Genomic DNA, 14041 nt, shown 5'->3' on the forward strand with positions numbered 1-14041 from the left:
CCCCTCACGCCAGACTGCGCTGAACAAATTCGACGACGATCAGGAGCGCGCACGCGCCGACCAGCGCCCCGCTGCCGCCTGCGAACAGCTTGAGCCTGCGCTTGCGTTCAACGAGTTGCGCGGGATTGAGTGTTTCCGTCACCGAACCGATCACCGCCAGACCGGCCGCCTTCTGCAAGCGGGCCGCCGTAGGGAAGGTGGCGCGAACTTGCCCCAGCCCAAACGCCGTACCGACGCCCGCGCCGATCCCGACAATCAGCACACCAACCAGCAACAACGGCCGGTTGGGCGAGGCCGGAGTACCCGACACGCTTGGCGGGTCGATCACGCGGAAGGAAATGTTGCGCGTTTCGGATTTCACATCGCCGCGCAGCCGCACATCCTCACGCGATGCGAGCAGCTTGTCGTACTGATCCTTGATGACGTCATAGTCGCGGTCCAAGCGTTCCTGCTCGGCGGCGATACCCGGCTCTTCCGTCTGGCGCGACGCCATGGCGTTGAGATCGGCCTGAATCTGCGCCTTGCGCGCCTGCAACGCCTGGGCCGTTGCCGCACGTTCCGCCTGCATGGACTTCAGCGATAGATAGGCCGGGTTGGGCGTACCGCCGCCCGCCACGCTGCCGCCCTGCGCCCGCAGCGCCGCGATCTGCCGTTGCAGCGCCACGACATCGGGGTGCTTTTCGGTCCATCCCCGTGCGCGCATTCCGGCCAGTTCCGCCTGAGCCGATGCCAGAGCACCGCCCCCGCCCGGGCCCGAAAGGCTGGGCGGCGTACCGGCAAGCTGGCCGTTCATCGCGGCAAGGGCGCTCTGCGCGCCCATGAGTTGCGATTCGATCTGGTTGAGTTCCGTTCGCGCCGCGTCCATCCGCTGGCTGATCGATCCCGCACCGGGCAGCAGCCCGACATATTTCTGGGCAAACTCCACGCGTTTCTGTTCGGCAGCCTGCAACTGGCGCCCCAGACCCGCGATCTGCTGGTCGAGGAAGGCCACGCTCTGCTTCGCCTCGTCCCGGTCGCCGTCGATATTGGCTTCCTGGAAAATATCGATCAGCTTCTGCACCACCTGCGTCGCGACCTTGGCATTCGCACGGTCGGACATCGAACTGTCGGACATCGCCGCGCTGACCGAGATGAGATTGTCCTGATCAGCGACAACCTTGATCTTGTCGCGCAGCATCCCGACACGCCCGGCCATGTCGCGGTCGCTCGCCACCGTTCCGGCAAGGTCGGTGCCACGCACGACTTTCTCGAGATTGGCGGCGCTCGTCAGCGTTTGGCGGATGGAATCAAGATTTTTCTGCTGCTCCAACGGAGAAATTCCAACCTTATCCTGTAGATAGGATTGTGTTTGGACAAAAACTCGAGCTTTTGACTCGTAGCTGTTGGGGACCATTGCGACGGCCAGCCAGCCGAGCACACACACGCCCCAGGCCACCGCCAGCGCCACCCAGCGCCGGTTCCACACGCCGTGCAGCGCAATCAACAATTCGTCATACAGGCTCGATGGCATCAGGCTTGGCTCACTTCACGACTGCGCGTCAGAACATGCTCTCGGGGATGATGATGACATCGCCAGGAGCAAGGAGGACATTGGCGCGCGTGTCGCCTTTCTTGATGAGGTCGTTGAGGCGCAGCGCGAATTCCGTCTGCTTTGCCGTCTGCTTGTCAAAACGGACCAGCCGCGCGCGGTTTCCGGCCGCATATTCGTTAAGGCCGCCGACCGCGATCATCGCGTCGAGCAGCGTCATGTTCGCGCGGTACGGGATCGACGCGGGCTTGTCCGTCGCTCCCACGATCCGCACCTGCTGGCTGAACGTGCCGGAGAAATTGTTGACGATCACCGACACCAGCGGCTTTTCGATATATTGGGTGAGCGCCAGCTTGATGTCGTCGGCGAGCATCGCCGGGGTCTTGCCGACGGCGGGCATGTCCGTGATCAGCGGCGTCGTAATACGCCCGTCGGGCCGCACCTGGACCTTCGCGCCTAGTTCCGGATTGCGCCACACGAATACCGTCAGCTCGTCGAGCGGACCGATGACATATTCCTCACTCGGGCCCTGCTGGGTTGATACGAACGATGCGGGCGGAAGCTGTTTTCCACCGCCATTGCTCGCGCAGCCCGACACCATCACCGCAAGCAGCGACACGGCCGCAACACTTCTGGAAACTCGCCCGAAATTCATGTCCGTCACCTTCTGCACCGCGATGCGGCACCGGCGCGCGGACCCAGCGGGCCACCCACGTCATGCCTCTTCGCATCGTGCCCTTGTGATCGGAAAGGGTGAAAATAGCGTTAGGATTGACCGGAAAACGCGGCGGACCGCGTCCATTATTTGGGATTACCGCCATTCGTCAGCGTGGAACGATATCAGTCCAGCAGCAATTCGCGCGCAGGGTCGTGCCCAAGGAACGCCGCCGGTGACGCGGAAGCGCCATAGGCACCGGCAAGGAACAGGGCGATCACATCACCGACCTCGATGGGGGGGAGGACCACCTTGTCGCCCAGCCGATCGAGCGGTGTGCACAGGCAGCCGACAACGCTCACCGGTTCTGCTGAAACAGGGCGGCCGAAGCGGTTCGCCACGGCTATGGGATAGTTGCGCCGGACCACGGTCCCGAAATTGCCGCTCGCCGCGAGTTGATGATGCAGCCCGCCATCGACCACCGCGAATCGCTCCCCATGGCTGTCTTTAACGTCAATGACGCGGGTCAGGTAAACCCCCGATTCGGCTACTAAAAATCGCCCTAATTCAATCGCAAAGTGCGTATTCTTGAGAATGGATGGCCGATTTTCCAGTGCCTCTTCCAGCGCCACACCGACCGGGCGCGGATCAAGCGGCATGTCGCCGGGGAAATAGGCGACGCCAAAGCCACCGCCCAGATTGATGATCGGCGGCGATGCTCCCACGTCTTCCGACAGGCGAGCGGCCAGCGCCAGTGTCTGTGCCTGCGCCTCGATGAGGCTTCCCGGATTCAGCGCCTGACTGCCCGCGAAAATATGCCAGCCCCGCCACTCTGCGCCCGATGCGATCACCCGACGCGCCAGCGCTGCCGCGCGGTCAGCATCCACGCCGAAAGGCTTCGCGCCGCCGCCCATCTTCATGCCCGACCCTTTAAGATCGAAATCCGGGTTGACGCGCACCGCCAGCCGCGGTCGCGCCGCAATCTCTGCGCCGATCCGGAGCGCGCGTTCCGCCTCGCCTTCCGACTCGAGATTGATGGTGACGCCAGCCTGAATCGCCGCACGCAGCTCCGCGTCGCGCTTGCCCGGTCCGGCAAAGCTGATCGCGTCCGCCCGCATGCCCGCCTTGAGCGCTGCGTCCAGCTCGCCCGCAGACGCCACATCGAAACCGTCCACAAGCCCCACCATCCGCCCCAGCAGTGGCGCGTATGGGTTGGCCTTGATTGCGTAATGGATATCGAGCCCCTCGGGCATCGCGGCGCGCAGCCGGTCCACCGTGGCGCGGACGATGCCCATGTCGTAGACGAACAGCGGCGTGTCCCCCGCCTCGTCGATCAGCGAGAGCGCACCGCATCCCCCGATCAGCAACATGCCATCTTCCTCAGCGAACCAGTCGGGTATCGGGCCGGTCGGCTTCATGCGCTCGCCTCCATCATGGCCGCACCATAATTGTGCGCGAGGAGGACCCGGTCGATCTTGCCGTTGGGGGTCCGGGGAAAGCTGTCGATCACGATAATCTCTTTGGGCATCATGAAATTGGGCAGGGCGATACGCAGACCGGCGCGCAGTTCGTCCTCCGCCGCGTCCGTATCAATACCGCCGACAAAGCGCACCAGCATGTGCACCGCCTGCCCGAGCCGCTCATCCCGTACACCCAGCGCCACTGCCTCGGCCACGCCGGGTATCGCCTGCGCCGCCTCTTCCACTTCCGTGGGGCTGATCCGGTTGCCCGCGGATTTGATCATGGCGTCATCGCGCCCCACAAAGGTGAGCAACCCCTCCGCGTCCCGCCGCACGGTATCACCGGACCACACGGCCATGCCGCCATATTGCGAGGCGGCAGGCGCGGGGCGGAACCGCTCCGCCGTTCGCTCCGGATCGTTCCAGTAGCCCTGCGCCACCAGCGGCCCGCAATGCACCAGTTCGCCCGGCTCGTCGTCGTCGGTCACGCTGCCGTCCGGGCGGCACACCAGGATCTCCGCATGCGGGATTGCCCGTCCCATGCTTTCCGGGTGCGCATCGACGAGCGCTGGGGGCAGATAGGTCGAGCGGAAGGCCTCGGTCAGTCCGTACATCGGATAGAGATCCGCTTGCGGGAACAGCGTTCGCAGCTTTCGGACCAGCGCCCGCCCCAGTGCCCCGCCGCTGTTGGTCAGGCGTTGCAGCATCGCGGCCGTTTCTGTCGGCCACTCGGCTTCGACCAGCTGCACCCAGAGCGGCGGCACGCCCGCGAGCGTCGTGATCCGCTCCGCCGCCACCGCCTTGATGACATCCCGCGCGGTCAGATAGTCGAGCGGTACGACGGTTCCCCCCGCCGCCCAGGTCGACAAGAGCTGGTTCTGCCCATAATCGAAGCTGAACGGCAGCACCGCGAGCACACGGTCTTCTGACGTCAGGCGCAGATAATCCGCCACCGCCACCGCGCCGAGCCACAAATTGGCGTGGCTCAGCATCACGCCCTTGGGCCGCCCCGTCGAACCGCTTGTGTAAAGAATGGCCGCGAGGGCATCGGGCGCAGCGTCGCTGGGGGGAAGCCCCTCCCCACCGGTCAGCGCGCAGGCGACATCCGCCTCGCCATGCGCCTCGCACCCGGCGGGCAGATCGGCCGGATCCAGCGTCGCGATCCGGCTCGCCGTCGCGACCAACAGGGATGCACCACTGTCGGCCAGAATATGCGCCACCTGCGCGCGTTTGAGCAGCGGGTTGACCGGTACGTGCACCAGCCCCGCACGCGCGGCGGCCAATGGCATGATGGCCGCGACCTGTCCCTTGGCGACCCAGCTTGCCACCCGCGATCCCGCCGCGAATCCGAACCCCGCCAGCCACGCGGCCAGCCTTGCTGTCTCGCTCTCCAGCTCTGCGAAAGTCAGCCGCCCGGCGCGTCCGGCCAACGCCCCGTGCGCAGGTGCGCCCATCTGGGGCAGATGGTCGATGGGCCGAACCGGGATGTCGCTTAACCTCATCTGCACCAATCCCTATTATCGCGCTGTTATGACGCCGAATACGGAACTCCGTTCGCAAAGGGAAGGATTGTCGCTGGACGATCTTCGCACCCGCGTGCAGGAAAGCCCGTCGGCGGATGCACTATCGCCTTTCCAGCGGCCCGAATGGTTCGACCTTCTCGCCAGGCATTGCTTTCCCGATGCCCGTGTTCACGTCGCGCACGCGGAGGAGGAGGGGGCGAGCGCCTGGATGCCGTTGCTGCTGGACAATACGGGCCTGAATGCGTTGGCCAACTGGTACAGCTTTTCGTTCGCTCCGCTGTTTCTGGGGACGCAGGACAGCGCCAAGCAAGCCGATCTGCTCACCCGCCTCGCCCGGGCGCTGCATGGCGTCCACCACCGACTAAGCCTCTACCCGGTGATCGGTGACGGCAGCCCTACGCCTGGGATGGTCGTGCGTGCGTTCCGAAAGGCGGGGTGGTTGACCGTCGCCCGTCCGCAGGGTCTCAATTACTCGCTTGATGTCGGGGATCGCAGCTTCGCGCAATATTGGTCCGGTCGGCCCGGCGCCCTGCGGAAACAGGTGAAACGCAAGGGCGGCAAGAGCCCCTACCGCTTCGAAATCCATCACGGCGTTACCGATGCCCTGTGGGAGGATTATTCGGCCATTTACGGCGCGAGCTGGAAGGAACCCGAACCGTACCCCGCCATGATTCGCGACATGGCGCGCGATGCGGGGCTGCGCGGCACGCTCCGCCTGGGTTTCGCGCGGGATCAGGGCCGCCCGGCGGCCGTACAGTTCTGGACGGTGGAGGGCGACACCGCCTATATCCACAAAATTGCCCATGACCGAAGCCTTGACTCCCTGTCACCCGGCACGCTGCTCAGCCACCATATGTTCCAGCATGTGATCGATCAGGATCGCGTAGCCCGTATCGACTATGGCACGGGCAGCAACGGCTACAAGCGCGACTGGATGGAATCGCAACGCCCGATGATCCGGCTCGACTGCTACGACCCGCGCGTGCCCGCCGCTTGGCTGCCCGCCGCCCGCGCATCGATTTCGGCGCTTGTCGGAGGCTCCGCGAGGCTATAGGGAGCGCGCACTATGCGTGCCCATCCTGAGGAAACTTCGCACGGCCAGCCTGCCGATGCACTCGTCCGCTCCCTGCTACGCGATGTGCTGGGACTGGAGGCGGACCGTGTCGCGGCGTTCGATCACGCAACCGCCTTGTTCGGTGCCCTGCCGGAACTCGATTCGATGGCGGTGGCCGAATTGCTCACCGGTATTGAGGATCGTTGCGATGTCGTGATCGACGACGACGATGTCGATGGCGAAACATTCGAGACGCTGGGTTCGCTCATTGCCTTTGTTCAGGCGAAGATGGCCGCCCAAGGGGGCTAGACCACTCCGCCCTTGCCCAGCGCGGCTTTCAGCATGCCGATCTGCTTGCGGTACAGGCTGGTGAGCGCCGCGAAATCGGCCTGGATCTGACCCATCTTCATCACCTGATCTTCCAGCGTCACCGTGTTGCCATCGGGTTTCGTTTCGGAAATATCCGTATCGGCGATCATGGCCACGCTACCGCCCCGCGCGCCGAGCCGCTGCATCCCCTCGCTGACATGCACCACGGGCCGGGTGACATGCCCGCCCCCGTCGCCACCCAGAAACGCCGCGAAATCGGGCGCGGCAATGTCCTTTGCCTTGAAACCGGGCGTGTCGCTATTGGCGATGTTCTGCGCAATCACCTGCTGACGCGCGCCCAGATGCTTCATCGCGGCGCCGATGGCGTCGATGATCGGAAGAGTATCCGCCATGCTCAGCCTCCCAGAGATCCAGTGATCGCGCTGATACGGGTCAGCGCATCCTGATAGCGTGCGACCTGTTTCGCCTGATAGGCAGATACCCGTCCGCCGCCGCCATAGCTGTTGACCAGCGCCGCCTTGCCGTCGTCCCAATAGAGCGAGCGATAGGCGGTCTGGCTGGTCGAGATCGCCTCCTTGATCTGCTTGACGGCAACCGCGGCATCCTTGGGGGTGGCGATCGACAGCGCGTCACTCAGCGCCAGACCGAATGTCCCGCCGGGCTTCACTTTCGGGTCTTTCTTCCCCGCGATCTCCGGCACGCTGAGTCGCGTTGGGGCAAGGCCAAGCTTCCCGAGCGCATCCGTCCCTTCCGGCCCGGCGATCAGTTCGACGTCGGCGCCCGCCTTTGCTTCGACCCGCAACCGCTTCATTCCGTCGACGGTCGGCGTCGTCACACTTGCCGTGCGCCCCAGCGCCTTGCGCACCTTATCGGCGAGGCTCGTCAACGTATCGTCGGCCGTTATGGCAATCTTGCGGATCGCGCCACCGGTCAGGCGCACGGAGAAGCTGTCCCCGGCTCTCAGGGAGGTTTGCGCTACCAATGTCGGCGAATTGAGCGGGGTCAGCGTCCCCCGCGCCAGACCCATCGCGCCCAGAGCGCTTGCCACGCCTGGTGCGGCGGACACCCGCACCGCCTCCGTCCGCTGCGCCACCTGCCCGAACTGGCGGACGGAGAGCTGTGCGCCGCTCAGGGGATCGAGCGCGACCACGAACACCGCGCTGACCGTGCCTCTGCTCGACATGGTGACAGGAAGGCTTGTCCCGCCCGCGTCGAGCGCCTGAAGCGCCAGGATATACGCCCCGTCCGGTGCGCGCATGCCATGGGGGAGCATCCCGTCCCAGTCCAGCGATGTGCTGGCGGGATCGAGAATACGACTGTCGACGACCGCGCCCGAAGCATCGGTGATCGTCGCCGACAATGTGGTCGGGCGTTGCGCGGTGGTCCAGGTCCAGCGCGCCGGAGCGGCGGAGGTCAGCCCCGCGGTCGAACCGTCAAAGCTGACTGCACGGCCGATGAGGGACGATGCCTGAATCATGTCCTGGCTGGAAAGGCGGGCGAGGATATCTTTCAGCGTGCCCGACTGCTGGATCGACTGTTCGACCTGCGAATATTGCACGAGTTGCTGCGTGTATTGCGATGTATCCATCGGATCGAGCGGATCCTGGTTGGTCATCTGGCTCGTCAGCAGCTTGAGAAACAGCGTGTAGTCGCCACTGAGCTTCGCAAGTGCGTTGCTGGCCGACGGTGCAGTCGAAACGGACGTGATGGGCGTGGTCGGTGTCATGGGGAAAACTCCTTGACGGGTCAGGCGACGAGATTGACGCGGCCCCCGTCCATGATGGAGCGGGAGATCGGACCCGATGGCGGGGGTGGCTCGGGATCGGAAAAGCGGGGTGGGCGATCGCGTCGGTCGGACGCATGCGGGTTCTCGCCGCGCCCAGGCGCGCTGTCGAACCGGAATGATCCGGCATCGGCGTTGATTCCTGCGTCGCCCAACGCGCGGGTAAGCTCTGCGCTGTCACGGCGCAGCATGTCGAGCGTGGCGGGGTTGGTGGCTGTCAGCGTAGCGCGGAGCTGGCCTGTGTCGTCAAACTGCATCCTGACCTCGATCCGCCCGTGGTGCGCGGGATCGAGCCGAACGGTCAGCGTGTCGTGCTCGTCCTGCCCGATGTGGCGCGCGATTTCGACCCCCAGTTCCCGGCCGATGTGCGAGGGGCGGGCGGAAATGACGGGGGTGGGCGTCTCGGCGGCGAGCCTTTCCACGGGGCGGTTCGCCAAGGGAAAGGAAACGGAAGGTTCCGCGTTTCCGGGCGGAGCCGGTGACGCATCGGTGGCGGGAGGGGGCACTTGCGGCCCCACAGCTTTTCCAGCAGATACGCCCGCTGGCCGGGTGGACTTCTGCGGGGGCGGACCGGAGGGCTGAGGCACCGGGGGTTCAGCGCTCTGTGTAGGCGACGGTGTGACGGTGGCCATTACGGTGGGCAGCGCTGCGTCGGTCGACTTGGGCGGCGAGGGCACCTCTCCATCTTGCGATCGGTGGGTGGCTTCGGGGTCGGTACAGCAGCATCCTGCAATGGCCCGAGGCGCAAGCAGCAGGCCCAGGCAATCCGCCACTGAAGGATCGTCCATCGGTCCGATGATGTCCTCGACATCCTCCTGTTCCAGCCCCGGCTGCGCGAGGGCGTGGGCGGCGGCCATGCGCCACAGCAATGCGGCATCCCTGACACTAAGCTTGATCCGGATATCGAACCGGTCGGCATCGGTGCTCGATCCCTGTCCAGATGTGTACGTCGGCGATCGTTCCTGTAACTCCACATCGTCTCTCCCGATGACGTGTCGCTCTTTTCGCTGCCCGAAGTGCCCTTTTTTCTGGCTATCCTCAGACAACAGGGTGCTCCCGCGTGGCGTGGTTAACAATATGTGCAAGCCCGCTAAGGGTTCGTACGGAGGGTCAGTGCATGACGACCTCTCCACGCCGGGCGAGTTCACGCGCATGGGCGGTGACCAGACACAGCTCCGCGTAGAGCCGGTCCCAGAGGCGAAACGAAATGCCGATCGTTCGATGGCCGCCATCCTGCGCCAGAGCGATCGTCGGCTCGTGTCCATAGGAAAGATGGAATCGGGCGGGAAAAACGCCCTCAGTCTGCTCGTCCGGCATCGACCCCGGCACGGTCAGCCGCGCCGACATGATGAAACCGGACAGGATCTCCGCACCATAAAGGCTGAGCATGATCCGCTCGCCCTTGTGCTCGTCATCCCGCCGCTCCAGTGCGACAACCGCGCCGCAGGGATGGGGAGCCACACTGATGCGCAGGCATGTGCCTGAAGCATCCTCAATATCTCTGATCCGTGAAAACATCTCGACCTCGCAGTCGCGCAGCCCTTGTCACCGGCTGGCGCTTCGATGGATAAAGGGGGCCGGGGCGAGACCCCAGCCCCCTTTCGGTTCCGGCACCATGCGGGGCATCACAGCCCTGCATGAGGCGTTTAACGGAACAGCGAGATGATCGTCGACGGCGCCTGGTTGGCGATCGACAGGGCCTGCACGCCGAGCTGCTGCTTGACCTGCAGCGCCTGCAACTTGGCTGACTCCTTGGCTAGATCTGCATCGACGAGGTTGCCGATACCGGCCTCCACGACATCGCTGAGCTTGCTGGTGAAGGTCTGCTGCGCCTCGATCTTGCGCGATGCCGCGCCCAGCGTGCTGAGCGAAGTCGCCAGATTGCTCTGAGTGGTGGTGAGCGTGTCGATCATCGCCTGCGCGTTCGCCTGCGTGTCAACCTGGCCCGTGGCGCCAACGGTCACGACGGAACCGCCCAGGTCGAGTGCCTGGTTCGCCACCGACAGCGAGTCCGGCTGATAGTTGGCCGCCACGCTGTCGCCGTCTTTCAAAGACTGCAACGCGGTTACCGTACCGCCGCCCGACTTCAACAGATTGGTGCCGTTGAATTCGGACGAATTGACGATCGTGGTGATCTGGTCGCGCAGGGCAACGAAATCCTGGTTGATCGCGGCGCGGCTGTTCGCGTCGATCCCGGCGTCGGCAGACTGATAGGCCTTTGCCTTCATCTGGTTGATGACGTCGGAAATCTGTTCCGCACCCGCGACCGCGACGTCCGTCACGCTCTTGGCACGGTTCAGGGATGAGCTCACCGCCTTGAGGCCGCCCACATCGCTGCGCAATGTCTGGGCGATGGCGAAGGACGCGGAGTCATCCTTGGTCGACGAGACGGACAGACCCGTGTTGATGCGGGTCTGGACCTGGGCAAGATTGCGGTTGGTGTCGCTCAGGCTCTGCAGCGCGGCCATCGCGCCGAGGTTGGTGTTTACTGAAAAACCCATGACATATTCCCTTTCTCGGGCAGGAGGCCGCCTTCTGCGGCCCCGGACCAGAAGCGCTGGCCCACCGGCAAAGCGCAAAATGCGCCCTGCCTGCTCATTCTGGGAAGGAAGTTGGGCGGGCCAAAATGGGTGGAGAAAAATTGGTGGTTAATGGGGGGTAACTATGGGGCGGGTTTAGAGGGTGGGATTTTTTGGGAAGAAACCGATGACCTTGCATCAGGGTCTTATTACCGTATTGTTGAAGTATGTTCTGTCGCTTCTCGTATTCGGTACTGACGATTTTCACCGCCAGCTTGCTGACTTTCGCTAATACCGCCTGTTCGCAGGAAGAGAAGAAAGTTGACGGATCAGTCGCGTATTTGCCTTCGCTTCGTGGTGACTATTTTTCATTGCATTCGGCGGAAGTCGGAAGAAAATATCATATCTACGTTCGTCTTCCTGAAGGGTATGAAAAGACCAAGAATCAACGATTTCCTACGGTCTATCTTCTCGATGGCGACTCGACGTTTCCGATGCTCGCGCCATTGCATCTTTTCATGCATTACGATGATCAAATCCCTGAGACGATTATAGTAGGCATTGCCTACGGTAGTTTTGAACCCGACGTTAACATGCGTCATTTCGATTTTCGAACGGTGATGGATGACGGTAGCCGTGGTGGTGCGTTGCAATTCCTGTCGATGCTCGAAAAGGAACTGATCCCCCGTATTGATCGGCGGTTCCGCACCGATCCGGCGCGGCGTGTCCTAGTTGGCCAGAGCCGGGGAGGAAGCGCCGTTCTGCAGGCTGCATGGCTTAAGCCGCGGCTATCTTGGGCGCATATCGCCAGCAATCCCGGACGCGAGCCCGACACGAAGCTTTTGTACGGTATGGATCGAGATGTGCCAGCAAGCACACAAGGCGGATATTTGATCGTAGCGTCAGGGTCTCATGATCGCGATTACCTCCGTGGCACCGCGCTAGAATGGAGAGATCGATTCGCGTCCCGGGCCGACCTTCCGTGGAAAGCAAGGTTCATCGACGTAGAAGGAGGCACTCATGCTGCAGACCTCGGCAATGCATATCGCGCTGCCATGAAGGTCATCTTTGATGCCGGTCCCGAGAAAGGCAATAATTGAACCGCGGTCACTCCGTTTCGGACAAGACCTCATTCTTTTATATGGCGGTATATCGCCCCCACCCCCCTCAAAACGGCGACAACACGTCCATCAACTGCTGCCCCCAGCGGGCCTGCTGCGCGTCGGTGAGCTGGCCGCGCCCGCCATAGCTGATCCGCGCCTCGGCGATCTGGGTGTGGCGGATGGAGTTGTCGCGCGCGATGTCCTGCGGGCGCACGATGCCGCTGACGAGCAGCTCGCGCAGCTCGAAATTGACGCGCGTTTCCTGCCGACCCCGGATCAGCAGATTGCCATTGGGCAGCACCGCCGTCACCACAGCGGCAATCGTCATGGTGACGGTTTCGCTGCGGCTGGTGTTGCCCGACCCGCTCGACTTTGAGGTGCTGGCGCTCTCGACCAGCTTCGATGTGTCGACCCCGGCAAGCTTCTTCACGATTTTCTCCAGACCGAACAACGCGCTCGCGCCCCCGCTTTCGGAACCGTCCCGGCTGCGCGCGGTGGAGGTGTCCACCACCGCCTTGTCCGAAACGTTGACCCGGATGGTCAGAATATCGCCCACCCGTCCAGCGCGCTGGTCCTGAAACAGCGCTCCGGCTCCGGTACGGAACAGGGATGCCGAGGGGATAACGCTCTCCGGCGCGGGCGAAGCCGGATCCCCTCGAACGGTCGCCAGCGAGTCTATGCTCTGGGGCGTACCGACCTGCTCGACGGGGCTCATCTTAGGCGCGCGTCCGATTGACCCCAGCCGCCCCGCTGTCCCACATCCGGCCAGCAGCCCCAGCGCACCGAGTGACGCGATGCGCAGCGCGCTCCCTGTCCTGGCGCTCATGGAGCCGTCACCGCGATCATGCCGCTGCCCGACACCCGGCCGTCCAGTGTTCGACTGGTCGAAAGGTTGACCGCCCGCACCGCTGCCCCGCTGGCGCCGTCGCCCAACGCGCGTCCCGGTGCAGAGATGCGCAAAGCCCCGGAGCGGACCTCCAGCGTCACGAGATCGCCCCGCCGTACCAGCAAGGGGGCCCCGACGTCGCCGGACCGGACCGTTGTGCCCGCCGGCAAGGCGCGCCGCGCCTCCTGTCCGGCGATGTCAACCGCGCGCAACGCCACCCGCGCCGCCATCGGCGGCAGTGTCCGCCGCTCGAAGTCCTCGACCTGCAACACCGCGCCCCGTGCAACCGGGCGCACCAGCACGTCGGCCTGCGCCTGCCCCACAGGCACGTCCTGCGCCCGCCCTTGCGCGAAGAACGCCAGCGCCCCCGCGCCCAGTACCAGCAGCATTCTCATCGCAACTGGCTCGACGTGCCGAGCATTTCGTCGACCGTCTTCACGACCCGGCTGTTCATCTCATAGGCGCGTTGCGCGGAAATGAGCGCGGTGATCTCCTCGACCGGATTGACGTTGGACGCCTCGACGAAGCCCTGCGTGACCGTGCCGAAGCCCGGCTCACCCGGCGAAGCCAGATTGGCCTGACCCGACGCGCTGGTTTCCACAAACAGGTTGTCGCCTTGCGCCTCCAGACCCGCATCGTTGATAAACGTCGCCAGCTGAAGCTGCCCCACAGTCTGCAAATCCGGACTGTCGGCCGTCTTCACCTGCACTTCGCCGGTCGCCGAGATCGACACATCCACTGCGTTTTGCGGAATGGTAATGCCCGGCTGGACCGCCAAACCCTGCGCCGTCACCAGTTCGCCCTGATCGGAAAGCTGGAATGATCCGTCACGTGTATACCCGGTCTGCCCGGACGGCAGCGTCACCGGGAAGTATCCCCGCCCCTGTATGGCGATGTCATAACGATTGCCGGTCTGCGCCAGCGCGCCCTGTTGCGCGATGCGGTAGATCGCACCGGTCTTCACGCCCGCACCGATCTGGATGCCCGACGGAACCTTTGCTTCATTCCCGCCGGACGCCGCACCCGGTCGGGCTTCCTGCTGATACAGCAGATCCTGAAACTCGGCCCGTTGCCGTTTGAACCCTGTGGTGTTCATGTTGGCGATGTTGTTCGAAATCACGTCGACATTGGTTTGCTGCGCCAGCATGCCGGTCGCCGCGATGGAAAGGGAACGCATGGGTCAGGCTCCTTCTGAAATGG

General features: G+C 64.0%; 15 protein-coding genes. 3 read left to right on the forward strand and 12 right to left on the reverse strand.

Translation table 11 applies throughout. The features are described 5' to 3' along the window. Window positions 1-4 precede the first annotated feature (4 nt). From FHS92_RS02305 to FHS92_RS02320, 4 genes are all read right to left on the reverse strand, one after another. The gene (locus FHS92_RS02305) at window positions 5-1510 is read right to left on the reverse strand and encodes an XrtA system polysaccharide chain length determinant (protein ID WP_184077133.1); all 1506 of its coding nucleotides are present in this window, start codon (window positions 1508-1510) and stop codon (window positions 5-7) included. A 28-nt stretch (window positions 1511-1538) separates the two neighbouring features. Next, window positions 1539-2183 carry an XrtA/PEP-CTERM system exopolysaccharide export protein gene (locus FHS92_RS02310; RefSeq protein WP_184077135.1) on the reverse strand — a complete coding sequence of 215 codons (645 nt, stop codon included), beginning with the start codon at window positions 2181-2183 and terminating at the stop codon, window positions 1539-1541. 185 nt (window positions 2184-2368) lie between these two features. Further along, window positions 2369-3601: a pyridoxal-dependent decarboxylase, exosortase A system-associated gene (locus FHS92_RS02315; RefSeq protein WP_184077137.1), complete on the reverse strand. Its 1233-nt coding sequence runs from the start codon at window positions 3599-3601 to the stop codon at window positions 2369-2371. Continuing rightward, a complete protein-coding gene (locus FHS92_RS02320) occupies window positions 3598-5145 on the reverse strand; it encodes an acyl-CoA ligase (AMP-forming), exosortase A system-associated (RefSeq protein ID WP_184077139.1) in 1548 nt (515 codons plus the stop codon). Before FHS92_RS02320 ends, FHS92_RS02315 begins: the two co-directional genes overlap by 4 nt. On the opposite strand from FHS92_RS02320, the gene FHS92_RS02325 reads away from it, so the two are divergent. Together FHS92_RS02325 and FHS92_RS02330 are read left to right on the forward strand one after the other, a co-directional pair. Beyond that, on the forward strand, window positions 5129-6220 hold the full coding sequence (locus FHS92_RS02325) for a GNAT family N-acetyltransferase (protein ID WP_221230856.1): 1092 nt from the start codon (window positions 5129-5131) through the stop codon (window positions 6218-6220). The genes FHS92_RS02320 and FHS92_RS02325 overlap by 17 nt on opposite strands. 12 nt (window positions 6221-6232) lie before the next feature. Beyond that, window positions 6233-6529, forward strand: coding sequence for an acyl carrier protein (locus FHS92_RS02330; protein WP_184077141.1), 297 nt, complete (start codon window positions 6233-6235; stop codon window positions 6527-6529). Here FHS92_RS02330 and FHS92_RS02335 read toward each other — a convergent pair. The 5 genes from FHS92_RS02335 to FHS92_RS02355 all read right to left on the reverse strand — a co-directional run bounded on the left by FHS92_RS02335 (window position 6526) and on the right by FHS92_RS02355 (window position 10834). Then, complete coding sequence (locus tag FHS92_RS02335) at window positions 6526-6942, reverse strand: flagellar basal body protein (protein ID WP_184077142.1); 417 nt, start codon at window positions 6940-6942, stop codon at window positions 6526-6528. The two genes, FHS92_RS02330 and FHS92_RS02335, sit on opposite strands and share 4 nt — an antisense overlap. Window positions 6943-6944: 2 nt before the next feature. Continuing rightward, a complete protein-coding gene (locus tag FHS92_RS02340) occupies window positions 6945-8276 on the reverse strand; it encodes a flagellar hook assembly protein FlgD (protein WP_184077143.1) in 1332 nt (443 codons plus the stop codon). 20 nt (window positions 8277-8296) lie between these two features. Beyond that, on the reverse strand, window positions 8297-9307 hold the full coding sequence (locus FHS92_RS18500) for a flagellar hook-length control protein FliK (RefSeq protein WP_184077144.1): 1011 nt from the start codon (window positions 9305-9307) through the stop codon (window positions 8297-8299). Window positions 9308-9443: 136 nt separating this feature from the next. Beyond that, on the reverse strand, window positions 9444-9794 hold the full coding sequence (locus FHS92_RS02350; protein WP_343056631.1) for a hypothetical protein: 351 nt from the start codon (window positions 9792-9794) through the stop codon (window positions 9444-9446). Between the two features lie 185 nt (window positions 9795-9979). After that, complete coding sequence (locus tag FHS92_RS02355) at window positions 9980-10834, reverse strand: flagellin (RefSeq protein ID WP_184077146.1); 855 nt, start codon at window positions 10832-10834, stop codon at window positions 9980-9982. Between the two features lie 245 nt (window positions 10835-11079). On the opposite strand from FHS92_RS02355, the gene FHS92_RS02360 reads away from it, so the two are divergent. Further along, window positions 11080-11952 (forward strand): alpha/beta hydrolase, encoded by an 873-nt coding sequence (locus FHS92_RS02360; protein WP_221230857.1) that lies wholly within the window; start codon window positions 11080-11082, stop codon window positions 11950-11952. A gap of 67 nt (window positions 11953-12019) precedes the next feature. Here FHS92_RS02360 and flgH read toward each other — a convergent pair whose 3' ends face one another. The 3 genes from flgH to flgG are packed head-to-tail and all read right to left on the reverse strand — an operon-like array spanning window position 12020 to window position 14018. Beyond that, window positions 12020-12781, reverse strand: coding sequence for a flagellar basal body L-ring protein FlgH (gene flgH, locus FHS92_RS02365; protein WP_184077149.1), 762 nt, complete (start codon window positions 12779-12781; stop codon window positions 12020-12022). Then, window positions 12778-13236, reverse strand: a complete 459-nt coding sequence (gene flgA / locus FHS92_RS02370) for a flagellar basal body P-ring formation chaperone FlgA (protein ID WP_246351743.1) — start codon at window positions 13234-13236, stop codon at window positions 12778-12780. The genes flgH and flgA overlap by 4 nt, the downstream gene beginning before the upstream one ends. Then, window positions 13233-14018, reverse strand: a complete 786-nt coding sequence (gene flgG / locus FHS92_RS02375) for a flagellar basal-body rod protein FlgG (RefSeq protein ID WP_184077153.1) — start codon at window positions 14016-14018, stop codon at window positions 13233-13235. Before flgG ends, flgA begins: the two co-directional genes overlap by 4 nt. Between the last annotated feature and the right edge of the window lie 23 nt (window positions 14019-14041).

This window comes from Sphingobium subterraneum (assembly GCF_014199435.1).
GTDB classification, from domain to species: Bacteria; Pseudomonadota; Alphaproteobacteria; order Sphingomonadales; family Sphingomonadaceae; genus Sphingobium; species Sphingobium subterraneum.

Bases quoted from the DNA above. Each gene is read 5' to 3' on its own strand.
- flgH (WP_184077149.1), bottom strand. From the start codon at position 12,781: ATGAGCGCCAGGACAGGGAGCGCGCTGCGCATCGCGTCACTCGGTGCG.
- flgG (WP_184077153.1), bottom strand. From the start codon at position 14,018: ATGCGTTCCCTTTCCATCGCGGCGACCGGCATGCTGGCGCAGCAAACC.
- FHS92_RS02335 (WP_184077142.1), bottom strand. From the start codon at position 6,942: ATGGCGGATACTCTTCCGATCATCGACGCCATCGGCGCCGCGATGAAG.
- FHS92_RS02310 (WP_184077135.1), bottom strand. From the start codon at position 2,183: ATGAATTTCGGGCGAGTTTCCAGAAGTGTTGCGGCCGTGTCGCTGCTT.
- FHS92_RS02355 (WP_184077146.1), bottom strand. From the start codon at position 10,834: ATGGGTTTTTCAGTAAACACCAACCTCGGCGCGATGGCCGCGCTGCAG.
- FHS92_RS02360 (WP_221230857.1), top strand. From the start codon at position 11,080: ATGTTCTGTCGCTTCTCGTATTCGGTACTGACGATTTTCACCGCCAGC.
- FHS92_RS02315 (WP_184077137.1), bottom strand. From the start codon at position 3,601: ATGAAGCCGACCGGCCCGATACCCGACTGGTTCGCTGAGGAAGATGGC.
- FHS92_RS02320 (WP_184077139.1), bottom strand. From the start codon at position 5,145: ATGAGGTTAAGCGACATCCCGGTTCGGCCCATCGACCATCTGCCCCAG.
- FHS92_RS02340 (WP_184077143.1), bottom strand. From the start codon at position 8,276: ATGACACCGACCACGCCCATCACGTCCGTTTCGACTGCACCGTCGGCC.
- FHS92_RS02330 (WP_184077141.1), top strand. From the start codon at position 6,233: ATGCGTGCCCATCCTGAGGAAACTTCGCACGGCCAGCCTGCCGATGCA.
- FHS92_RS02325 (WP_221230856.1), top strand. From the start codon at position 5,129: ATGTCGCTTAACCTCATCTGCACCAATCCCTATTATCGCGCTGTTATG.
- flgA (WP_246351743.1), bottom strand. From the start codon at position 13,236: ATGAGAATGCTGCTGGTACTGGGCGCGGGGGCGCTGGCGTTCTTCGCG.
- FHS92_RS02305 (WP_184077133.1), bottom strand. From the start codon at position 1,510: ATGCCATCGAGCCTGTATGACGAATTGTTGATTGCGCTGCACGGCGTG.